This is a genomic window from Gordonia sp. B8661-1 (assembly GCF_059427765.1).
This window is the reverse complement of the sequence record NZ_JCAHRL010000002.1, coordinates 630495-648716: the sequence shown is the minus strand read 5'-3', so window position 1 is coordinate 648716 and position 18222 is coordinate 630495. Positions and strand designations below refer to the sequence as shown.

17 protein-coding genes and 2 tRNA genes are annotated in these 18222 nt (G+C 67.5%); 12 read left to right on the top strand and 7 right to left on the bottom strand.

Translation table 11 applies throughout. The features are described from left to right. Nucleotides 1–78: 78 nt before the first annotated feature. Complete coding sequence (fadD5, locus tag AC4JJG_RS07090) at nt 79–1683, bottom strand: fatty-acid--CoA ligase FadD5 (protein WP_495400210.1); 1605 nt, start codon at nt 1681–1683, stop codon at nt 79–81. Continuing rightward, entirely contained in the window at nt 1680–2495 is an 816-nt protein-coding gene (locus AC4JJG_RS07085; RefSeq protein WP_495400209.1) for an enoyl-CoA hydratase-related protein, read from the bottom strand. The genes fadD5 and AC4JJG_RS07085 overlap by 4 nt, the downstream gene beginning before the upstream one ends. A gap of 189 nt (nt 2496–2684) precedes the next feature. Between AC4JJG_RS07085 and AC4JJG_RS07080 the strand changes: the two genes are divergently transcribed. After that, complete coding sequence (locus AC4JJG_RS07080; protein WP_495400208.1) at nt 2685–3878, top strand: TetR/AcrR family transcriptional regulator; 1194 nt, start codon at nt 2685–2687, stop codon at nt 3876–3878. Here AC4JJG_RS07080 and AC4JJG_RS07075 read toward each other — a convergent pair. Continuing rightward, the gene (locus tag AC4JJG_RS07075) at nt 3852–4553 is read right to left on the bottom strand and encodes an Rv1363c family protein (protein WP_495400207.1); all 702 of its coding nucleotides are present in this window, start codon (nt 4551–4553) and stop codon (nt 3852–3854) included. The genes AC4JJG_RS07080 and AC4JJG_RS07075 overlap by 27 nt on opposite strands. A gap of 38 nt (nt 4554–4591) precedes the next feature. On the opposite strand from AC4JJG_RS07075, the gene AC4JJG_RS07070 reads away from it, so the two are divergent. Then, nucleotides 4592–5299: a GntR family transcriptional regulator gene (locus AC4JJG_RS07070; protein WP_495400206.1), complete on the top strand. Its 708-nt coding sequence runs from the start codon at nt 4592–4594 to the stop codon at nt 5297–5299. Between the two features lie 259 nt (nt 5300–5558). Here AC4JJG_RS07070 and AC4JJG_RS07065 read toward each other — a convergent pair. Beyond that, a tRNA-Ile gene (locus AC4JJG_RS07065) sits at nt 5559–5632 on the bottom strand. Nucleotides 5633–5774: 142 nt separating this feature from the next. Between AC4JJG_RS07065 and AC4JJG_RS07060 the strand changes: the two genes are divergently transcribed. Together AC4JJG_RS07060 and AC4JJG_RS07055 are read left to right on the top strand one after the other, a co-directional pair. Beyond that, a tRNA-Asn gene (locus AC4JJG_RS07060) sits at nt 5775–5847 on the top strand. Between the two features lie 326 nt (nt 5848–6173). Further along, nucleotides 6174–6401 (top strand): helix-turn-helix domain-containing protein, encoded by a 228-nt coding sequence (locus tag AC4JJG_RS07055; protein ID WP_188584826.1) that lies wholly within the window; start codon nt 6174–6176, stop codon nt 6399–6401. A 1033-nt stretch (nt 6402–7434) separates the two neighbouring features. Here AC4JJG_RS07055 and AC4JJG_RS07050 read toward each other — a convergent pair. Beyond that, nucleotides 7435–7923, bottom strand: a complete 489-nt coding sequence (locus tag AC4JJG_RS07050) for a helix-turn-helix domain-containing protein (RefSeq protein WP_188584825.1) — start codon at nt 7921–7923, stop codon at nt 7435–7437. A 140-nt stretch (nt 7924–8063) separates the two neighbouring features. On the opposite strand from AC4JJG_RS07050, the gene AC4JJG_RS07045 reads away from it, so the two are divergent. From AC4JJG_RS07045 to AC4JJG_RS07010, 8 genes are all read left to right on the top strand, one after another. After that, nucleotides 8064–8312, top strand: coding sequence for a helix-turn-helix domain-containing protein (locus AC4JJG_RS07045; RefSeq protein WP_188584824.1), 249 nt, complete (start codon nt 8064–8066; stop codon nt 8310–8312). Nucleotides 8313–8465: 153 nt separating this feature from the next. Further along, nucleotides 8466–10430, top strand: a complete 1965-nt coding sequence (locus AC4JJG_RS07040) for a phage/plasmid primase, P4 family (protein WP_188584823.1) — start codon at nt 8466–8468, stop codon at nt 10428–10430. Beyond that, nucleotides 10427–10660 carry a glutaredoxin-like protein NrdH gene (nrdH, locus tag AC4JJG_RS07035; protein WP_188584822.1) on the top strand — a complete coding sequence of 78 codons (234 nt, stop codon included), beginning with the start codon at nt 10427–10429 and terminating at the stop codon, nt 10658–10660. The genes AC4JJG_RS07040 and nrdH overlap by 4 nt, the downstream gene beginning before the upstream one ends. Further along, nucleotides 10657–11793 (top strand): helix-turn-helix domain-containing protein, encoded by a 1137-nt coding sequence (locus AC4JJG_RS07030; protein WP_188584821.1) that lies wholly within the window; start codon nt 10657–10659, stop codon nt 11791–11793. Before nrdH ends, AC4JJG_RS07030 begins: the two co-directional genes overlap by 4 nt. 1120 nt (nt 11794–12913) lie before the next feature. Continuing rightward, the gene (locus AC4JJG_RS07025; protein ID WP_495400205.1) at nt 12914–13618 is read left to right on the top strand and encodes a hypothetical protein; all 705 of its coding nucleotides are present in this window, start codon (nt 12914–12916) and stop codon (nt 13616–13618) included. Beyond that, on the top strand, nt 13615–15570 hold the full coding sequence (locus AC4JJG_RS07020; protein WP_495400204.1) for a relaxase/mobilization nuclease domain-containing protein: 1956 nt from the start codon (nt 13615–13617) through the stop codon (nt 15568–15570). Before AC4JJG_RS07025 ends, AC4JJG_RS07020 begins: the two co-directional genes overlap by 4 nt. Next, entirely contained in the window at nt 15567–15851 is a 285-nt protein-coding gene (locus AC4JJG_RS07015; RefSeq protein WP_495400203.1) for a hypothetical protein, read from the top strand. Before AC4JJG_RS07020 ends, AC4JJG_RS07015 begins: the two co-directional genes overlap by 4 nt. A gap of 2 nt (nt 15852–15853) precedes the next feature. Then, on the top strand, nt 15854–16222 hold the full coding sequence (locus AC4JJG_RS07010) for a hypothetical protein (protein ID WP_495400202.1): 369 nt from the start codon (nt 15854–15856) through the stop codon (nt 16220–16222). A gap of 58 nt (nt 16223–16280) precedes the next feature. On the opposite strand, the gene AC4JJG_RS07005 is transcribed toward AC4JJG_RS07010, so the two are convergent. Together AC4JJG_RS07005 and AC4JJG_RS07000 are read right to left on the bottom strand one after the other, a co-directional pair. Beyond that, on the bottom strand, nt 16281–17834 hold the full coding sequence (locus tag AC4JJG_RS07005; RefSeq protein ID WP_495400201.1) for a type IV secretory system conjugative DNA transfer family protein: 1554 nt from the start codon (nt 17832–17834) through the stop codon (nt 16281–16283). Then, nucleotides 17831–18091 (bottom strand): hypothetical protein, encoded by a 261-nt coding sequence (locus AC4JJG_RS07000; RefSeq protein ID WP_495400200.1) that lies wholly within the window; start codon nt 18089–18091, stop codon nt 17831–17833. The genes AC4JJG_RS07005 and AC4JJG_RS07000 overlap by 4 nt, the downstream gene beginning before the upstream one ends. Between the last annotated feature and the right edge of the window lie 131 nt (nt 18092–18222).

Below are 18222 nucleotides of genomic sequence, written 5' to 3'. Positions count from 1 at the left end.
ACCGAACGCGAAATCGCTTGCCTCGACCCTAGCCACTTTCGGACGAAAATGGAACGTGTTCTAGTCTCGGGGTCGGCGTCAGTTCGCGAGTCCGGCATCCTTGCTGCCATAAGTCGCGCGCAGATTCGGCTTGACCACCTTGCCGCCGGCGTTGCGGGGCAGCTCGTCGACGATGACCAGCTCTTTCGGGTGCTTGAACCGAGCGAGATTCTCGTTCAGGTACGGCTCGAGCTCTTCGAGAGTCAGGTCGTCGACGCCCTCCGCGGTCACCACGACCGCCACCGGAACCTCTCCCCACTTGTCGTCCGCCCGGCCGATGATTGCGGCCTCACTGATTTTCGGATGCCCGAAGAGCGCGTTCTCCACCTCGGCGCAGTAGATGTTCTCGCCACCGGAGATGATCATGTCCTTGGCACGGTCGACGACGTAGAGGAAGCCCTCCTCGTCCTGCCGGACCAGGTCACCCGAATGGAACCAGCCGCCCGCGAACGCATCCGCGGTGCCCTGCGGGTTCTGCCAGTAGCCCAGCATCATGTTGGGGCCGCGGTAGACGATCTCGCCGACCTGCCCGGGCTCGACGTCGTTCATCTCCGGATCGACGACGCGGGCGGTCACCGCGGGGACGACCTTGCCGATGGAACCGATCTTGCGCAGTGCGTCCCGGCCTTCGAGGACGCAGGTGATCGGCGACATCTCCGTCTGACCGAAGACGGCGACGTTCAACGCGTCCGGGAAGGTCTCGTTCATCGCGTTCAGCACGGTGTCGGATGCCGGTGCGGCACCCCAGCTGATGACGCGCAGTTTCAGATCGCGCGGCTTGGCCTGCTGTGCGGCACACACGGCCTGCCACTGTGCGGGCACCAGGAAGATCGACGTCGTGCCCTCGGCCTCGATGGTGTCGAGCATGTCGTTCGGGTCGAAAGCACCGAGCGGGTGGATGACCGAGAGTGCGCCCATGTAGAACAGCGGCGCCATGGCACCGAGTCCGGCGATGTGGAACATCGGCGCAACGCACGAACCGACATCGTCGGAACGGGTCTGCAGCGCCTGCAGACAGGTCACCGCCTGCGCCTGCAGGTTCTGGTGGGTCAGCATGGCGCCCTTGGGTTTTCCGGTGGTTCCCGAGGTGTACATGATGAGCGCGACGGTCTCCTCGGGGATGTCGACCTCCGGGAGATCCGACGCATCCTCGGCGACCAGGTCCTCGTACTTCAGATGCGCGTCGTTGTCGGTGTCCCCCACCACGATCACCGAGTCGATGGCGCCGGTGGAGGCAGAGACCGCGTCGGCGAGCGGCGCGAGCAGCGATTCGGTGACGATGACCTTGGCGCCGGAATCGCTGACCAGGAAGGCGATTTCGGCCGGGCTCATGCGGATGTTCACCGGTACCGGGATAGCGCCGATCAGGTTGGCACCGAGGACGGCCTCGACGTATTCGGAACGGTTGAGCAGGACCAGCAGGATGCGGTCACCGAACTGCACTCCCCGCCGGGTCAGCGCGGCCGCGAAGGCACGACTGCGACGATCGAGTTCACTCCAGGTGGTTACGGTACCCAGGAACTTCAGCGCCGGGCCGTCCGGATTCATGAACGCGTGCCGGCGGATCTGATTGTTCCAGTGGTTGCGGCGCGAACGCAGCGGTTCGGTGGTGAGATCGTTGCCTGCGTCGATCGTCGCGGTCATGTCGGTGTCTCCTTGTTGTGAGCGGAAAACGCGGCCAGCGAGGCCTGGAATTCAGGGGATTGCAGCAGAGTGGTCTGTCCGTCGAGTTCACGTTCGATGGCGGCCTCGAAGCCGGACATCGTGTGCGCGTCGAGTGCGGATTTCGTCATCCGCAGCGCGTTCGCGGGTACCGATGCCAATTTCGACACGACTCGATCCACGGTCGCGTCCAGCCCGGCACGGTCGGCGACCACGCGATTGATCAGCCCGGCATCGAATGCCTCTGCGGCCGGGAGCTTTTCGCCGAGAAGTGCCAGTTCGTTGGCTCGGGCACGGCCGACGGCCGCGGCCACGGACATCGATGCGCCACCGTCGGGCATGAGGCCGATGTTGACGAAGGCGAGCAGGAAGTAGGAGCGCTCGGTGGCGTAGATCAGGTCACTGGCGAAGGCCACGGACGCGCCGATGCCGACAGCCGCACCGTCCACCGACGCGACGACCGGCGCACGAACGGCACGGACCGCGCGGGCGAGTTCTGAACCGTTCGCGATGATCGCGCGGGCCGCCGTCTTGTCGATCCCCGTGCCCGATGTGCGCGGACCGGACGCCATGTCGATGATGTCGGCCCCCGCGCTGAAGCTGCCGCCCGCACCGTCGATGACCACGGCGCGGATGCCGTCGTCGTCCGCCCATGCGCCGAGCGTCTCGATCATCACGGCGGATGCCGCCGAATTGAGTGCGTTCATGCGATCCGGACGATCGATCTCGATCCGGGCCACACCCCGCTCATCGACGCCGGTGCGAATCCCGACGCCGGCTCCGTCATCACTCACGTGGGTGTGCCCCAATCATCCGACCCTGCGGCCGCATCTGTCCGGCCTCCCTCACCTTACACACATTGCGACCCACGTCACTAGAATCTTGATTAACTTATTAGCCCACAAAGGGGTCATGTTCTGCACACATTCGGGTTCTTGGGCGATCCGTACCGGTGAATCACAGGTCCGGTTAGGCTGGCAGACATGCCGACTCAGACGATCCGCCGACGCCCTGCCGACCGGCGCGCGCTGATCCTGCGTTCCGCAGCCCGCTCCTTCAGCGAGAACGGCTACCACGCCGTCCACCTCGATGACATCGCCGAGATCGTGGGCATCTCGACGCCGGCCCTCTATCGGCACTTTCCCAACAAGTACGCACTCTTCGCCGAGACGGCCCGCATGCTGGCCGACGCACTGTCCGAGGCAGTCGCGGCCGTACCCGCCTGCCCCGACGAGCCTGCCGCCGAGGTCCGCGCACTACTCGCCGCACTGACCGGCGCGGCGATCGAGAACCGGCGCACCGGCGGCCTCTATCACTGGGAGGCCGCCTACCTCACCGGCGACGACCTGACCTACGTCCACGATGTCCTCGTAGCGCAGCATCGGCGTATCCGGGCCGGCGTGCGCGCACTCCGGCCGGAGGTGGATCGTGGGACGAGTGACGTTCTCACCGCGGCGATGACGAGCACGGTGGCCAGCCCGGCGACCCACCGCACTCCCCTGCCGGCGCGCCAGGCCCTCGACCTGATCACCGACGCCGCGATGTCACTGACCGGCCTTCGGCTACCCGAGTCCGACCACACCGGCCCCACCCCGACCGCCGGACTGACACCGACATCGAAACGTGAAGTGCTGCTTACGGAGTCGATCCGTTTGTTCGCTGCCAAGAGTTTTCACGAGGTGACCATCGACGACATCGCCACGGCCGCCGAGCTTCCCGCGTCCGGGGTGTATCGCCATTTCGACAGCAAAGCGGAGATCCTGCACGCGGCGTTCTGGCGCGCGTCGGACCGCGTCTCCGCGGCCATCGCGGATGCGCTGGCGTCGGCATCGACCCCTCGCGAGGCGATCGTCGCGTTGGTCACCGGATATGTGAATCTCTCCGTGACGACGTCGGACATGCTGTCGGTCTACGTGACCGAGATCGGTTCGGTCGCACCCGCGCAGCGGACACGGCTGCGCAATCAGCAACGTCTGACCGTCGAGGAATGGGCCGCCTGGGTGAGCCGAGCCCGCCCGGAACTGCCTGCGGCACAGGCACGTTTCCTCGTTCAGGCCGTACTCAACGTGACCATCGACCTGGCCCGTCAATCCCGTCCGCCGTCGGCCGCCGCCATCTCGGCGATCGGTATACGGCTGCTGCTCGGCCCGTCAGACGGTGTCGAGGCCGGCGAGTAACCAGCGGCCGTCCTGCCGTTCCAGGGTCACCCGGACACGGGAGCTGTACGGAATCCCTTCGGGGACATCGGCGGCGACCTCCGGCGAGGTCACCGTCTGATCGAGTGTCACCAGCACGACGGCCTTGGAGTCGGTGAACGACGTGATCCCGGCATCGTTCGACACCGCCTTCGAGGTGCCCTTGGCGGCGGTGTTGCCGCGGCGCGCGTCACCGGACGCGGCGATGTAGCTCTTCGCGAAGTCGGGCGTCGAGATCTCCCGGATCCGCCGGTCGAGGTCGGCGTAATTCGCCGGATCGTACGTCGCGAGTTGTGCGGCGTACTTGCGGGCGGTATCCATCGCCTCGGTGCGCTGTGCGTCGGTGGCGACCGCGGGCGCGTTGCGATTGTCGACGTACTCGTAGGCCAGCCATCCCATTGTTCCGGCCAGGACGACGATCACGGCCACGAGCGCCGGGACCAGCCACGATCGGCGCCGGCTCGCGCCCCGGCCGGCGACTTTCGGTGCCGGTCCGTCCGGCGTCGACTCGACAGCAGTCGGTACGGATGGATCCGGCGCGGATTTCTCGGCCTTGCGGGCGGCTTCCTCCTTCGCCAGTTCGCGATTCCGGCGGTTCTCGGCGAGGAAGTCGTCCCCGTCGAGCGGTGTCGTCGAGGGACGCGAGGACTTCGGCATGCGACCAATGTAACGACCGACCGTCTACCGTGACACGAATGAGTTCAAGCGGAAGGATTCGGCGGCGGCCGCAGTTGTCGGAGGAAGTCGCCGCTCACCTGCGCCATCAGATCATGACGGCCGCGATCAAACCCGGCGAGTACATCCGCATGGACGACACGGCCGAACGCCTGGGCGTGAGCGTGACCCCGGTCCGCGAGGCACTGCTGACCCTGCGTGGTGAGGGCATGGTGAATCTCGCTCCCCATCGCGGGTACGTGGTCGGCGCGATGAGCCGGACCGACGTCGACGATCTGTTCTGGTTGCAGGGCGAGATCGCGGTGAAACTCGCGCTCCGGACCGCCGACGTGATCACCCCCGAACAGTTGGACGATCTCGACGAATACAACGAAAGACTGCGCGCCGCAGTGGATTCCGGCGATCCTTCCGCGGTGAGTGATGCCGAGTTCGAGTTCCACCGGGCACACAATCTGATCACGTCGAGCAGCAAACTCTCCTGGTTTCTCCTCAACGCGACCCGATACACGCCGGACCGCCTCTACTCGGCCGACCCCGGCTGGGCCGAGGTCGCTCTGGATTCACACACCCGCCTCATCAAGGCCTACCGCGCGGGCGATCGGGACGAGGTCGTCGCGCAGACCCGCAGGCAGTTCGTGGACGGCGCAGCACGCCTACTCCACCATCTCGAACAGACCGGGATCTGGGACGACGATGCCGCGGAATCGGCCACGGACGACACACCCTGACCCCCCTGTCGACAACCAGGCGTCGTCAGGTACTGTGTTTTTAACAGCGCCGCCCAGGGCGGGGCTGGTCACCCCCGACGACCAGTCCCGCCCTGGGCGGCGCACTTTTTCTGGGCATTCGTCCAAACAGGTGAATCGGCATCCGGATCGTCCCTGGTCGTCCACGTGCGACACGCCTCGGTCACTCGGATTGCATCATGCACGTGAGCCTCCCCAGCGGTGACCGCTGTGGATTCGTCCGCGACTCGGCAGCTCAAGGTGGGGCGGGTGGGGCTCGAACCCACGACCAGCGGATTATGAGTCCGCGGCTCTAACCGACTGAGCTACCGCCCCGAGCGAGGCCGTGTGGCCCGCGGGAGCACAGTACCGCACCGACGTTCCGCGGAACGCTCCCCGTGGACCGATGTCCGCCGAACAGGCGTTTTGTCCTCCGGGTGAGGGATGCGCTAGAGTCACATCTCGGTTCAAGGAGCATTCCCCCATAGCTCAATTGGCAGAGCATTCGACTGTTAATCGAACGGTTACTGGTTCGAGTCCAGTTGGGGGAGCAAGGAAAACCCGCTGGTCACAGCGGGTTTTCTGCTTTCATGGGTCCGTCGCAACGAGTGCCCGTGGGCCCTGCGTGGGCCATTGAATGCGCCTTTGTTGGCAGACCATTGACACGGCATGGCAGATGTGGATAATGGGGCGCATACGGACCCCACCGGTCGCCTGCGAGGGCGGTCGAGCGCGTTCAGGCGGACAGCCTGTGGAGCATCAGCGGACCTGGTGCGAGCGGGGGGATAACGACAGGGCCGCCGCATCGTGCGAGGCCCGCCGCAGAACTGATGCAATAGATCCGTGCGGAACACCAAGATCCTTTGGGAGTTCCGTCATGTCCACGACTGCCAGTCCCGTCGGCCTCGCCGACGACCTGCAGGCCTTCACCGTCCCCGAGGTGGCCGCCCGGCTGCGGATCAGCGAGCGCCAGGTGTGGCGCCTGATCGCCGCGGGCCGGCTGACAACGCTGTTCAAGCGGGAGCGCGGGGTGCCGGTGCGCGTTCCGAGCCCGTCGCTGCGGGCCCTGCTGGAGAACGGCCACACCGATGGCGTCGCCAGCTGATCCGCCTCGGTGCACAGGCCCCCGGCAGCACTGCTGCCGGGGGCTCGTTCGTTCTGCGGCGCGGGCAGCGGGACCCGGCCGCGCCGGGTTGGCTGGGGTCCGGCGGCCGGTGGGCCCGGCTGCCCCGGCGCGGCCGGGTACCGGCGCCGGGTACGAAATGAGGCAGCGGCACAATCTGTACCCGTGGGCCCGTACCCGACCGAGCCGGAGGGCGCAGGAAGCCATCGTCGGCGGTGGCGGTCCGGCAGCGGACGGTGAGGATGCCGCGGTGGGCAGCAGGCCCGGTCGGTCGCGCGCCGTCCTCCGGCCCGGCGGCGACCGCCCCGGTTCCCGTGGGAAGCACCCGCCTTCCTGCAGTGTCCTACTACTTGTCCTGAGCCGCTGAGTTCAGCAGCTCGCCCGGCGGCGATAGGACGGGTGTGAGGTGCAGGCTGCGGTGGGGAGCTTGGACGGGAGGCTGCTGGTGGGCTCGGCTGCCATGTCGGCGGTGGACCGGCGCGGGAGCATCCCTCGGAGTGCACCTCTCTCCTGCGTCTCGTGCTGCGGGTTGAGCAGCCATCGCACTGATTCGCGGGACGGTCAGGGAAGGGCAGCATCCGCTGGGAGCACCCGATCGGCAGCAGGGCCCCGGAGCAGGGCCTGGTCCAGTGGTCCAATGGGTGGTCCAGTCATTTTGCCCATTGGACCACCCATTGGACCACCCATAACGCCAGGTCAGACTATATTTTCTTCTTCACTGGTCCAATGGTCCAATCACATCGCACTTTTAATACATGTGCGCGCTCGTGCGCGCATGCGCGCGCTTTGGAGTTTGGGCCTCATCGATTGGACCATTGGACCACGCCCGTCGAAAACATGCTTCTACCTGCGCATACAGCTGGTCCAATGGGTGGTCCAACGCCGTTTTCGACTGGACCAGCGGGAGCGGCACTGGACCAGCAGGGGCGTCGAGGGCGGCCCGATCGTCGCCTTCTCCTCGTCGGGCCGAGGGCTGCTGGGTCGGTCCAGCACCGGCGTCGCGACGCTGGATCTATCAGGCCTCGTCGTCCCGGGACCGGTCGATCCTCGACCAGGCGGGCGTGGCCCGCTGGTCGAAGTATTCGACGTACTGCTCGTAGTGCGTCGGGTCGCTGTCGTGCTCGCTGGGGTGGATCAGCGGCATCCTCGCGCAGAGCCACTGCCAGACGACATGCGCCGGCATGCGCTGCCGGCCGGTGCTGCCGGGTTCGTCGATGTCGCCGCCGGTGAAGGCGACCGACTCGTGCGGATCGTCGGAGCGAGGCATCAGCAGCGTGGCTGGTGATACGCCGAGGCCTTGCGCGAGCGCGATCAGGTCGTCGACGTCGCAGCGGCGCCGGAGGTTCTCTATCTCTCCGATCGTCTGCTGGGCGAGGGCCCTGCCGTTGGCATTGACCTTCGCGGCCAGTTCCGCGGCCGTCATCCCCTGGGAGGCTCGGTGGAAGGCTACGTTGAGCGCAACCGTGCGGCCGCTCTCGCCGATCTCGACTTTCTTGGCAGGCATCGCTAAATCGTACGGTCTTGCACTGACTTCCTGTCTGCCCGACGTTGCCAACGTGTCGACGCTCGCTCGGCTGGGTCCGTGCTACCTTGGAAGCACGGATTAATCGGATTAATCCATATCCACCGACTAGGGAGGCAGCGATGGCCACAACGCCAGCGGACGTGATCGTCAGCGAACCGGTTCGAGCGGTGACGAGCGCACTGCCCGACGACATGGGCCTCAGCGAAAAGGTTCGCACGGAGACCGGCTTCGGGATCAAGAGGTGGCAGAAGCTGCTGCGGAACGCGGAGATCCCGTCGATCTGGATCGGCAAGCACCGCTACGTCCGGCGCTCGGACGTGCAGGCCTACATCACTAAGCAGTTCGATCTGCAGGCCACGTCGGCCTGACCATACAAGAAAAGCACCCCCGCTACTGGGCCTGCTGGTAACAGGTCCGCGAGGGTGCCTCTGATCGCCTGGAAGGAGCGATTAATGGGTACAACTACGCATACTACTGCATCCGCCTCCGATGGCGCGAGCGGCGCGCGGGACATGCGGGCGATGACTGAGGACGAGGTCATCGCCGCGGCCACCAAGAAGTTCCTGCGCGGGACGGACCGCCCGGAGGCGCTCCGAGGGAGCCCGCAGCGGGCCAAGGCCGAGCTGCTGAAGGCGACGAACCTCGCTCTCGCGGCGTGGTGCAAGGCCCGCGAGCAGGAACCGCGCGGGATCAGGGAGCTGTATCCGCGACAGGCGGCCGAGCTGCTCCTGGCGTACAACCGGGTCGTTCTGATCCCGACCGACGACGGCGAGAACCGAGACAGCGCGATGCTCGCGGTCTACGACGCCGACGAGGGCTGCCACGTGGAGGCGTTCGGCTCCTCCAACCGGTTGACGGGCTGGATGCGCGAGGTCTTCTATACCGCCAAGGGCTCGTACCTCGACGAGTGCCTGCGGGCGATCCGCGACCTCGCGCCGCTGCGGCGCCAGTGCGAGGACTCAGATCTGGTGTTCTTCGAGGACTGCGTCTACCACGTGTCCACCGGGGAGCGCGAGCCGCACTCGCCCGATCGGGTGGTGCTGTCCAAGGTGCGCACGCGGATGCCTCTCACCGAGCCTCCGCTGCCGGTCATCACCAGGGCTGACGGCACCTCGTGGGACCCGTGGAGCTGGCTGGTGGAAACAATGGGCTCAGAGCAGGGTGCTCGCACGATCTTGGAGCTGGTGAACTGGGCGATGCGCCCCCGCTCGTTCCGCGACGACAAGGTCGTCATGCTGTACGCAGAGGACGGGTCCAACGGCAAGGGCACTGTCCTTGAGATGTTGAGGTGCATCTTGGGCGGGTCGACGGGACGTCGGTGCGTCTCGATCCCGCTGGAGGCGTTCGGCGGGGCCACCGACAGCTTCATGCTGACCCAGCTCATCGGCGCGGTCGCCAACCTGTCCGACGAGTCGAACCCGGACGGGTTCATGGCGTCGTCAGGACTGCTCAAGGCGATCTCGTCGCACGACTCGATCCAGGTCAACCGCAAGCACAAGGATCCGGTTTCGGTCAAGCTGTACGTGCCGATGATCTTCAGCGTCAACAGGCTTCCGAAGATCAAGGACAAGACCGGAGCGGTCGACCGGCGGCTGTTCATCGTCAAGTTCAACAAGCGGTTCATGGACAAGGGCACCGAGATCGCCAAGGACCCGGCCATCAAGGCGGACTACGTCAAGCGCGACGGCGTGCGCGAGTGGCTCGTGTGGCAGGCCATGCAGCTGGGCGCCATCGACTCGCTGACGGAGACTGCCGAGGTGAGCGCGGCGCTGGACTCCTACCGCGAGAACAACGACAGCGTGGTCGCGTTCTGGGCCGAGTTCGGCGAGGTCTTCGCCGGGAGCGGACTCGATTCGCTGCCCCTGGACATGCTCCACGACGCGTACGTCGGCTGGATGCGGGGCACCCGCAAGGGTTCTGTCCCCGTCGAGAAGCGCGCGTTTCTGGACCGGCTGGTGCCGGAGGCGACCGGCAGCGGGCTCTGGCGCGACGAGCGGGACGGCAACGACAACCGCAAGAAGCCGCGCTTGACCGGCTGGATCGGCAGCGATGGGGCCAAGTTCGTCATCGAGCACTTCGGCGAGTTCGGCAAGGTGCGGCTCGTTCCTCGCGACGGCAACTCGAAGTCTGACTTCGAGGAGGAGCTGACCGGGTACGGCCAGCTGGCCCGCTGGACCCGCATGGTGAACACGCCGTCGGGCACGATCGCCAGGGCTCAGAGTCTGCCAAGCCGGTGCCCGGCGCTGACCCGCGTCACCGCGACCAAGTACGGCTTCGGTGAGTTCTACGCCGCTGCGTCAGCGGTGGCGGCGTCCGACCGCGCCGTGGAACAGGCCATCGCCGACGCCGAGCAGCAGCAGGCCCCGGCCACCGGCTCTGGCCGCCGTCCGGCCCACGAGACCGATGAGAGGGTCGCGGCAATCCTCGACAAATGGACCCGCGATCTGGCACGCGCCCCTGAGATCGAGGGCGGTGATGCCGCATGATCACCGTCTACAGCAAGCCCTCGTGCGTGCAGTGCACCGCGACTTACAAGGCTCTCGACAAGCACGGCCTCGACTACGAGGTGGTGGACATCAGCCAGGACCCCGAGGCCCGCGACTACGTGATGGCCCTGGGCTACCTGCAGGCGCCGGTCGTGGTGGTCGGCGACGATCACTGGTCCGGGTTCCGTCCCGGACGTATCGAGGATCTAGCGAAGGAGATGGTCGCATGACCAAGCCGAACAGGTCCGAGGAGCACAAGCGCGGGTACTACGCCGTGGTGCTGGTGGCCGGGGTGGCCCTGTCGGTGGCGGGCAACGCCCTGCACGCCCACTCGGTCACCGGCGGGTCCGTGCTGGCGTCGGTCGGCGCGGCGGTGTTCCCGCTGCTGCTGCTGATGATGACCGAGCTGACGGTGCTGACCGCCAAGCGGTTCGGCGGGTGGGTGCGGGCCGTGACCGCCGGGCTGGCCGCGGTGGTGGCCGTGATCTCGTTCGCGATCAGCTACGAGGCGCTGGCCTATGCCGCACGAGAGCTGTTCGGCATCGAGCGGCACCTGGCGTGGCTGGCGCCGCTGACGGTGGACCTGCCCATCATCGGGGCGACGCTGGCGCTGTGGGCGGCCAGCGACCTGATCCGGCGCGATCAGGCCGTGGTGGCCAACGAGCCGGCAGCGCCGGTGGCGGATGATCGGCCGATGCCGGTCGTCCCACCGGTCACCACCACCGTGGCGGATCGCCCATCACCGGCGATGACCGTCGTGGGCGATTCGGCCGCTCCGACCAGCCACTCGACCACCACCGGCGCAGAGGCGGCTGCCGTGGGCGATTCGGTGGGTGATCCCGTGGGCGACTCGGCCGACTCCGTGGTTGGTTCCGTGGGTGATTCCGGGGAACCACCGCAGGTCAGCGGGGGGGTGGCCGAGTCCACCGGCGAGTCGACCATCCACCACCAGCAGCCGGTGGCGAAGGCTCCGGCGGCCGTCGACGAGACCGCCGCAACCAACCAGTCGCCCACCGCGCCCACCGCCGCAATCACCCACCCGGTGGCCGAGTCGCCCACGATGGCGGCTGGGCCCGCCGCAGTGGCGGATCAGCCGCTGGAGTCGGCCGCTCCGGTGGACGAGTCGACCATCGAGCTGGCCAGGGCGGTCCACGCCGCCACGGGGACCATCAAGCCGGTGGAGGTGGTGGCGGAGGTCCTGCGGCTGACCGCTGCGGGCGAGAGCCAGCGGGCCGTCGCGGACGCGGTCGGCGTGGACCGGACGTTGGTGCGGAAGTGGAGGGCGTCCGGCGAGGAGCTGGCGGACGCAACCAGGCAGCCGCACGGCCGCCACTCGCATACGCTGGTGGAGTCAGTGCTCTGATGTGAGCAGATGGCTGCAGGCAGGCCCCGATCCCACCACGGGATCGGGGCCTGCTGCATTTGTCGGCGGCATTTATCCAGTGGGGTCGTCGGTCATTGTTTCGATGTCGATGTGCATTTCTCAGCGACATTCTTTCCGGGCGCTCGGGCATTTATTCATAACCATTTTCCTGCGTCCTGCGGTGCAATTCTTCCGTCTCTTTTCCGTGGATTTATCCCCGCCGATCGCCGGGCCGTCGACCAGGGGTTCCTTCCGGGGGCTGACGGCGCCGGTGACGGCTCCGGGCGGCGACCGCGCAGTTGCAGCGGCCACGAGGGGCTCCGCGGCCCGCAGCGGCCCGCTCAGCGGCCTGCAGCGATCCTCGGCCGCGATGGACGTGCGAGAGGAAGCAGGGCGGCCCTGGCCCGTGCCGGCCGGGCAACGACCTGATGGGCACCGGCATCCGCTGCCCATCCCCTTGCGCGTCCCGAGCCTCTCGGGCGATGTGACGACGCGCCCGCCACCGGATCGGCGGCCACAGCCGCGGGATCGCACCGGTCACTGATGGTGCCCGCAGAGGCCCCCGCACCGGCCGTCGAGGCCGTCAGGGGCCGATATTTGGCACCCTGACACCTGCGTCACGGCCAGAAGGCACCCAGCCAGTGAAAATGGCCTCTGACCAGGGGTTGAAATCGGACATAGCCAGCACCAATTCTGTTTCAGGCCCTCGGAACCGCTGGCGGTGGCTATGTGTTCGCGGCGGTTATTCGCAGGTCAGCAGGTTGCACAGGCGATTCGCGGCATAAACGGCGCGGTATGGCGCCGACGGAATAGGCCCATTAGTAATAAGGCGCCGTGACGCAGGGGCCATTTTTCTGCCGGTCGGCGGCGGTTCTCGGATGCGCGGCCGAGCCGGCGCGTGGGCGCATTCGGGGCGATGATCGCATCGTCGCAGGTCAGGGCCGTTTGTTGGCTGGGGGTCCAGGGGGGCGCAGCACCCCCCTGGTGGACCCCCGCGGACCCCGCGAGCGCCAGCGAGAGGGGCGTTGAACGGAGGCGGCGAAGCCGCCGACGTTTAACGGCGGGGACGTTCACCGTGGCTGCAACCTCCGGTCGCAGATGTTCTGGTATCGTGGCTCCCATGACCGAGGAGGCCAGCAGCGAAGATCCGACGGCGTCAGCCGTCGTGGATCTGACGGTGCTGGCCTCCGAGGTCGTCGCGGCGGTGACGGGCCCCCGGGGCCCGGAGCCGTCGCGATCCGCAGTGCGGGACGCGCTGCGACGGCGCGCCGAAGGCGCGACGTACGCGGAGATCGCCTCGGCGATCGACGGCGTCAGCGAGAAGCGGGCGGCGAGCTGGTGCCGGGCCGCGGCGCGGATCGATCCGCGCTTCGACGCCCGCGAGGCCAAGCCCCGGAGGGCGCGCAAGGGGGCGCAGCGGCCGGAGCTGGACAAGCTGATCGGCTGGCGCCCGCGCCACGGCACCCGGGCCGCGCTCCAGCGCCGATCGGAGGTCGAGGGCCGAAGCATCACCGTGATCGTGCAGGCCGCTGTCGACGCCTACCTGCAGCGCCGGACGGCCGGAGTGGAAGTGCTCGTGCGCGAGCAGCTGCGCAAAGGACTGAAAGAGGAATTGCGGGCCGTCGCCAAATCCGTCGGCGATCAAAGAATGGAACTGGCGCGCCAGGGGAACAATTTCAATCAGCTCGTTAAATTCACCAATCGGTACAAGGAATTGCCGGTGAGCGTCACCGGAGAAATGCAGCAGCTGCGCGCGGCGCTGGACGCCAACTCCGCGGAGCTGGCCCGGCTCCGGGCGAGCGTCGAGGCTCTGGTGGAGCGATGACCACCCTGGTGGGCAGCGCGGTCGACGACCCCGTGTCCCTCGACGGCTACATGGGCACCGCGCCGGCCCACGACCAGGACAACCCGCGGGGTCCGAGCCAGCGGGCGGAGTACGTGAGCACGGTCGGCGACTGCACGCCCGAGACTTTTGTCCCCGACATGCGGCGCACGGCGCTCGCCTTCGGGCAGACCAGCCTCGTCCGCGAGGCGTACTCCTACGTGCTCAGCCACAGCCACGAGGAGCTGGACCCGACCAACGACTTCCACGGCTGGCTCGCCCACCAGCTCGCCCGGGAATGGGTGGCGCGGACGTTCCCCGGCCGGCAGGCGAAGCTGGTCACCCAGCGCGACAACGGGCGTTGGGAGGGCGAGGGCGACGACCGCCGGTGGGTGGAGGGCCACTGGCACACCCACGTGATGGTGGCCAACGTCGCCGAGCAGGAGGTCACGCTGCGGTGGACGAGCGCCGACGGCGACGAGCTGGTCAAGCACTACAAGGCCGGGCGCGCCATCGACGGCGACATCAAGAACATCTATCGGCTCCAGGGCATGGTCGACGAGGTCGTGCTGGAGCAGTGGCGCTACGACAACGCCGCCTACGTGGACAGTTGCCGGCGGTTCAGCGAGGGCCAGGTGGCCAAGGCAGACCTGGCCCAGCGAGCAGCGCGCGGCTACTCCAACCACGACCAGGTGAGACTCAAGCTCCGCGAGGCGTTGGCGCAGTCCGACGGCTGGTCCGACTACGTGACCCGATGCCAGGCGATGGCCGTCGACGTCCAGGTGCACGGGCAGTCCGGCGTCAGCTACGCATGGGTCGGCGACGACGGGCTGGAGCGCAAGGCGCGCGCCCGCGGCAAGACCGGCATCGGCCCGGAGTTCACCAAGGCCGAGGTCGAGGCGCGATGCGAGGCCAACGCGGCGGCATTGGAGCGCGGCGAGACCCTCGACGTGCCCGAGCCGGTGCTGGTGCCGCTCACGCCGACCGTGGCACCGGACCGGCCCAGGCCGCAGTACCTCACCGTCGATGGCAAGCCGCCGTGGGACGACGAGCAGGCCCAGGCCGCCTACACCGAGCACGTGCGCAGCACTGGCGGCACCTACGAGGGTCGGGCCGCACAGGCACTGGTGACCGGTGAGCCGACCCCTGGAGTCGAGCTGATCCGGGGCGACGACGGTCGGGTGAGCGCCCGGGTCGACGTCGGCGAGGGGCCGTTGGCCGTCGACGTCGACGCTGGGATCGCTGAGCGGGTGCAGCGCATCGAGTCGCTGGAGACCGATGCGCGCACTCAGGCCGACGAGATCGTCACTGCGGCCCAGGTCCAGGCGGGCACCATCACCGATGCTGCCCGCGTCGAGGCTAGGACGATCAAGGCCGATGCCCAGACCACCGCTGACATGGTCAAGGCGAAAACGCTCGCCGACGCTCGTGAGGAGGCCGAGACCGAGGCGGAGAAGATCAAGGACGATGCTCGCACCGAGGGGCTCGAAGAGGGCTACGAGGCGGCTCGGGATGCCGCACGCGAGGAGGTCTCCGACGAGCTGACCGCCGCGCGCGAGAAGCGATCCGCGGCCGAGGCGAAACTGCTGGAGGTCTCCGGTCTGAGCCGGGAGCAGGCCACGGAGAAGGTGCTCGACGATTTCAAGGTGAAGGCCCGATCGACTCTGAAGCGGTACCCGGTGAACAAGGTCAGCTACGACGCCGACGGCAAGCCCGGCCGAGTGATCGGCGACGACGGCAAGCCCGTGGTGACCAACGCCTGGGAGCAGCTCAGGGTCGACATGGCGCAGGATCGGGGTGCAGGCAAGGACCTCACGCTGGGCCAAGCGCGTCAGGACGGGCGCACGTTCCGCAAGAAGGTTTCGGAGGGCGTCAGTCGCGGCCAGGGCACTGACAAGGGTCAGGGCGAGACCAAGGCCCAGAAGAAGAAGACGAACGAGGGGCTCGGGGCATGACGACACCGACGACGAAGGACGAGCAGACCGCACGGGCGTGCGTGGCCGAGGCGGTCGGCCTCGACGCCGAGGCCGCTCTGCTGGAGCGCCAGGCTGACGAGCGATACGAAGATGGTCCGCGCCTCTACGGCGGTGGGACGCTGATGCACATGCGCAGCCTCGACATCGCCGACGGCTACCGCAAGCAGGCCGCGACGCTGCGGCACAAGGCCCGCGAGTGGCGGGCGATAGCGCACTTCCTGCGAACGGGCGTGCGTCTCGACGAGAATGACTGGAGATAGTGATGAGCACCGAGAACGACACCGCGGCGCAGCGCCGCCAGCGCGAGGAGCGCGAGCAGCGGACCGCCGAGATCCGGCGGCTGCTCGATCAGCCGGGCGGCTCCGAGGAGGTGGCCAAGCAATTCGGCAAGGCCGAACTGTCCAGTGCCGAGTACAGGACTGCCCAACGCCAGCGTCAGGCTGCCCAGGCGAGGCGCCGCGAGGCGGCCGAGAACCGGGCTCGGGAATCGAGGCGGGGCGCCGAGGCGACCTCCTCCGGCGCCGACCGGCCGCGCACCCGGCAGGAGATGGTCGACGCGCAGCGCAAGTTCGAGCGGTCAAGTGTCAAAACCGAGCGCAGTCGCGACCGGGTGCAGTCGCAGTCGATGTGACCCGAGACGAGAACAGGACCCCGCACCGTGGTGCGGGGTCCTGCTGCTCGTGGTGTTCTCAGTCCTTCTCGGCCCTGAGGTTGGTGCGGGAGATGTCGTAGAGGCGCACCCGGACGCCGGCCATACCCCCCAGCAGGAGCCGCCCGTAGGAGATCCGGGGATCGGTCCGATTGCGCCCCGGTGGCAGCAGCTCGGCGTGGGTGGGCTGGACCATCTGGCGGCTCTGCGAAGCTCGACCACCTGCGTCGAGAGTGGTCACCACGCGCTCCTCGGGCGGTGTGGTCTCGGCGGCATCGCGGAGCATCTGGGTCTCCCCGGCACCGGGCAGGATGAGTGCGGCGGGCATGATTGCGCGGAACTCGTCGGCCGCGGCCTGGCCCCACAGCCGGGTGAGGCTCTTCGTTGACTGGAGCCCTAGACATAGGCGGATTCCGAGTCCGCGACCTTCTGAAATCCAGCGATTCACGTACCGGGCGGGGATCTGGGCGCCATTGACGAACTCGTCGAGGACGAACATCACCGGGTCGAGCCTGCCGACCCGCTTGCGCCAGTAGCGGACGATCTCGATGAGGACGGTCGAGACCACAGTGGGCGCGGCGCCGTCCATGCCGGCCACGATGTGCAGGGTGCCGCCGGTGGCCAGCATCGAGGGGTTGAAGACCTTGGCGCCGGGCGCTGCCGTCGACTCCATCGCCCACGCGCCCATCGCGACCTGCAGGTTGATGCCGATCGAGTCCCGCTGGCGCTCGTCCATCGCGCGTGCGGCCATCAACGAGTCCGCATGGCGCGAGTTCACCGAGTAGGCGCGCAGGTAGGCGGTGGTCCAGTTCGGTGTGGTCATGTCGACCGGCTCGGGTTCTTCGGGTTCTTCGGCTGCGGGCTCGTCATCGTCATCATCGAGGCCCTCCTGGGTCAGGCCGCGACCCTTGTTGTTGCTCTTCTTCTTGCCCTTCTTCTTGACTTTCTTCTCGTTCTCCTTGACGGCGTCGGGTCCGACGTTCTCCGCGGCTTCCAGCACCCAGGTGATGCCGCCGCCCCACACCCTCTCGCGGGTGTCGGGGTCGGTGTAGAAGCCACCGGCGCGCAGCAGGCAGGCAAGGCGCCTGCGAGCCAAAGACTTCCAGAACGCGCTGTCACCCGAGCCCTGGCCGTCGCCGCCGGCGCCGACGTCGCCGATCTGCATCAACAAACTGGCCATCTCCATCGCCTCGTCGTCGGTCTCGATCCACGCGCAGGGATCGATGCGCACCGGAGTGAGCGGCACACCCTTGATCTTGCCGTCGCGGATCTCGCCGGAGAGGTCCATGACGTACTGCGTGCCGAACTGGGCGCGACGTCGGATGGTCTCCTCGCTGAGGTCGCCCTTACTGGACATCACCACCAGCGCGCGCGGACCCCAGCGGACGCAGTTCGGCGCGAGAACGGTCCGACTCTTACCTGATCCCGTTTTTCCGATGACCGCCAAATGTGGTGCTGTATAAGCGATTTGGCCGTCAGCACGTCCGTAGTTGGCCTCGTCGGTGATGATGCCGGGCTTGCCGTCGGCCGAGTTCGGGACGTCAAGGAGTCCTGCGAACGGCTCGTCGGTGACCTCGTCGTCTTTCTTGGTCATGATTCTTCCTCCCTGTGCTCCCACCGCTGATTGATGGCCTCGGTGGCGCCCTCGGAGATTCGCTTGGCGCTGGCGCTCTTCTCGGCGGCGATGGCGTCGGCGAGCTCGTCGACGCGACCCAAGCCATTCAGCAGCAGAGTCCGACTGAACAGGCCGGCGCTCATGCCGGCCGCCTTGGCGGCGTCGCGCAGCGTAGCGAGCTCACTCGGCCGTAACGGCACGACCTGCTTGGCACTCAACTTCGACTCCGTGGACACGTGGTTCCCCTTCTGCTGGACATGGTGATCGCCTTTCTCGTCGGATCTTACGACGTACCCACCTTGGGTTCCGTATTGACTACTCTACCCACCTTGGGTAGCGTATGGTCAAGAGACACGGAAGGAGCCGA

What these genes read in the sequence shown, in the direction of transcription:
- fadD5 (WP_495400210.1), bottom strand. Translation starts at nt 1,683, where the DNA reads ATGACCGCGACGATCGACGCAGGCAACGATCTCACCACCGAACCGCTG.
- AC4JJG_RS07080 (WP_495400208.1), top strand. Translation starts at nt 2,685, where the DNA reads ATGCCGACTCAGACGATCCGCCGACGCCCTGCCGACCGGCGCGCGCTG.
- AC4JJG_RS07075 (WP_495400207.1), bottom strand. Translation starts at nt 4,553, where the DNA reads ATGCCGAAGTCCTCGCGTCCCTCGACGACACCGCTCGACGGGGACGAC.
- AC4JJG_RS07070 (WP_495400206.1), top strand. Translation starts at nt 4,592, where the DNA reads ATGAGTTCAAGCGGAAGGATTCGGCGGCGGCCGCAGTTGTCGGAGGAA.
- AC4JJG_RS07055 (WP_188584826.1), top strand. Translation starts at nt 6,174, where the DNA reads ATGTCCACGACTGCCAGTCCCGTCGGCCTCGCCGACGACCTGCAGGCC.
- AC4JJG_RS07050 (WP_188584825.1), bottom strand. Translation starts at nt 7,923, where the DNA reads ATGCCTGCCAAGAAAGTCGAGATCGGCGAGAGCGGCCGCACGGTTGCG.
- AC4JJG_RS07045 (WP_188584824.1), top strand. Translation starts at nt 8,064, where the DNA reads ATGGCCACAACGCCAGCGGACGTGATCGTCAGCGAACCGGTTCGAGCG.
- AC4JJG_RS07040 (WP_188584823.1), top strand. Translation starts at nt 8,466, where the DNA reads ATGACTGAGGACGAGGTCATCGCCGCGGCCACCAAGAAGTTCCTGCGC.
- nrdH (WP_188584822.1), top strand. Translation starts at nt 10,427, where the DNA reads ATGATCACCGTCTACAGCAAGCCCTCGTGCGTGCAGTGCACCGCGACT.
- AC4JJG_RS07030 (WP_188584821.1), top strand. Translation starts at nt 10,657, where the DNA reads ATGACCAAGCCGAACAGGTCCGAGGAGCACAAGCGCGGGTACTACGCC.
- AC4JJG_RS07025 (WP_495400205.1), top strand. Translation starts at nt 12,914, where the DNA reads ATGACCGAGGAGGCCAGCAGCGAAGATCCGACGGCGTCAGCCGTCGTG.
- AC4JJG_RS07020 (WP_495400204.1), top strand. Translation starts at nt 13,615, where the DNA reads ATGACCACCCTGGTGGGCAGCGCGGTCGACGACCCCGTGTCCCTCGAC.
- AC4JJG_RS07015 (WP_495400203.1), top strand. Translation starts at nt 15,567, where the DNA reads ATGACGACACCGACGACGAAGGACGAGCAGACCGCACGGGCGTGCGTG.
- AC4JJG_RS07010 (WP_495400202.1), top strand. Translation starts at nt 15,854, where the DNA reads ATGAGCACCGAGAACGACACCGCGGCGCAGCGCCGCCAGCGCGAGGAG.
- AC4JJG_RS07005 (WP_495400201.1), bottom strand. Translation starts at nt 17,834, where the DNA reads ATGACCAAGAAAGACGACGAGGTCACCGACGAGCCGTTCGCAGGACTC.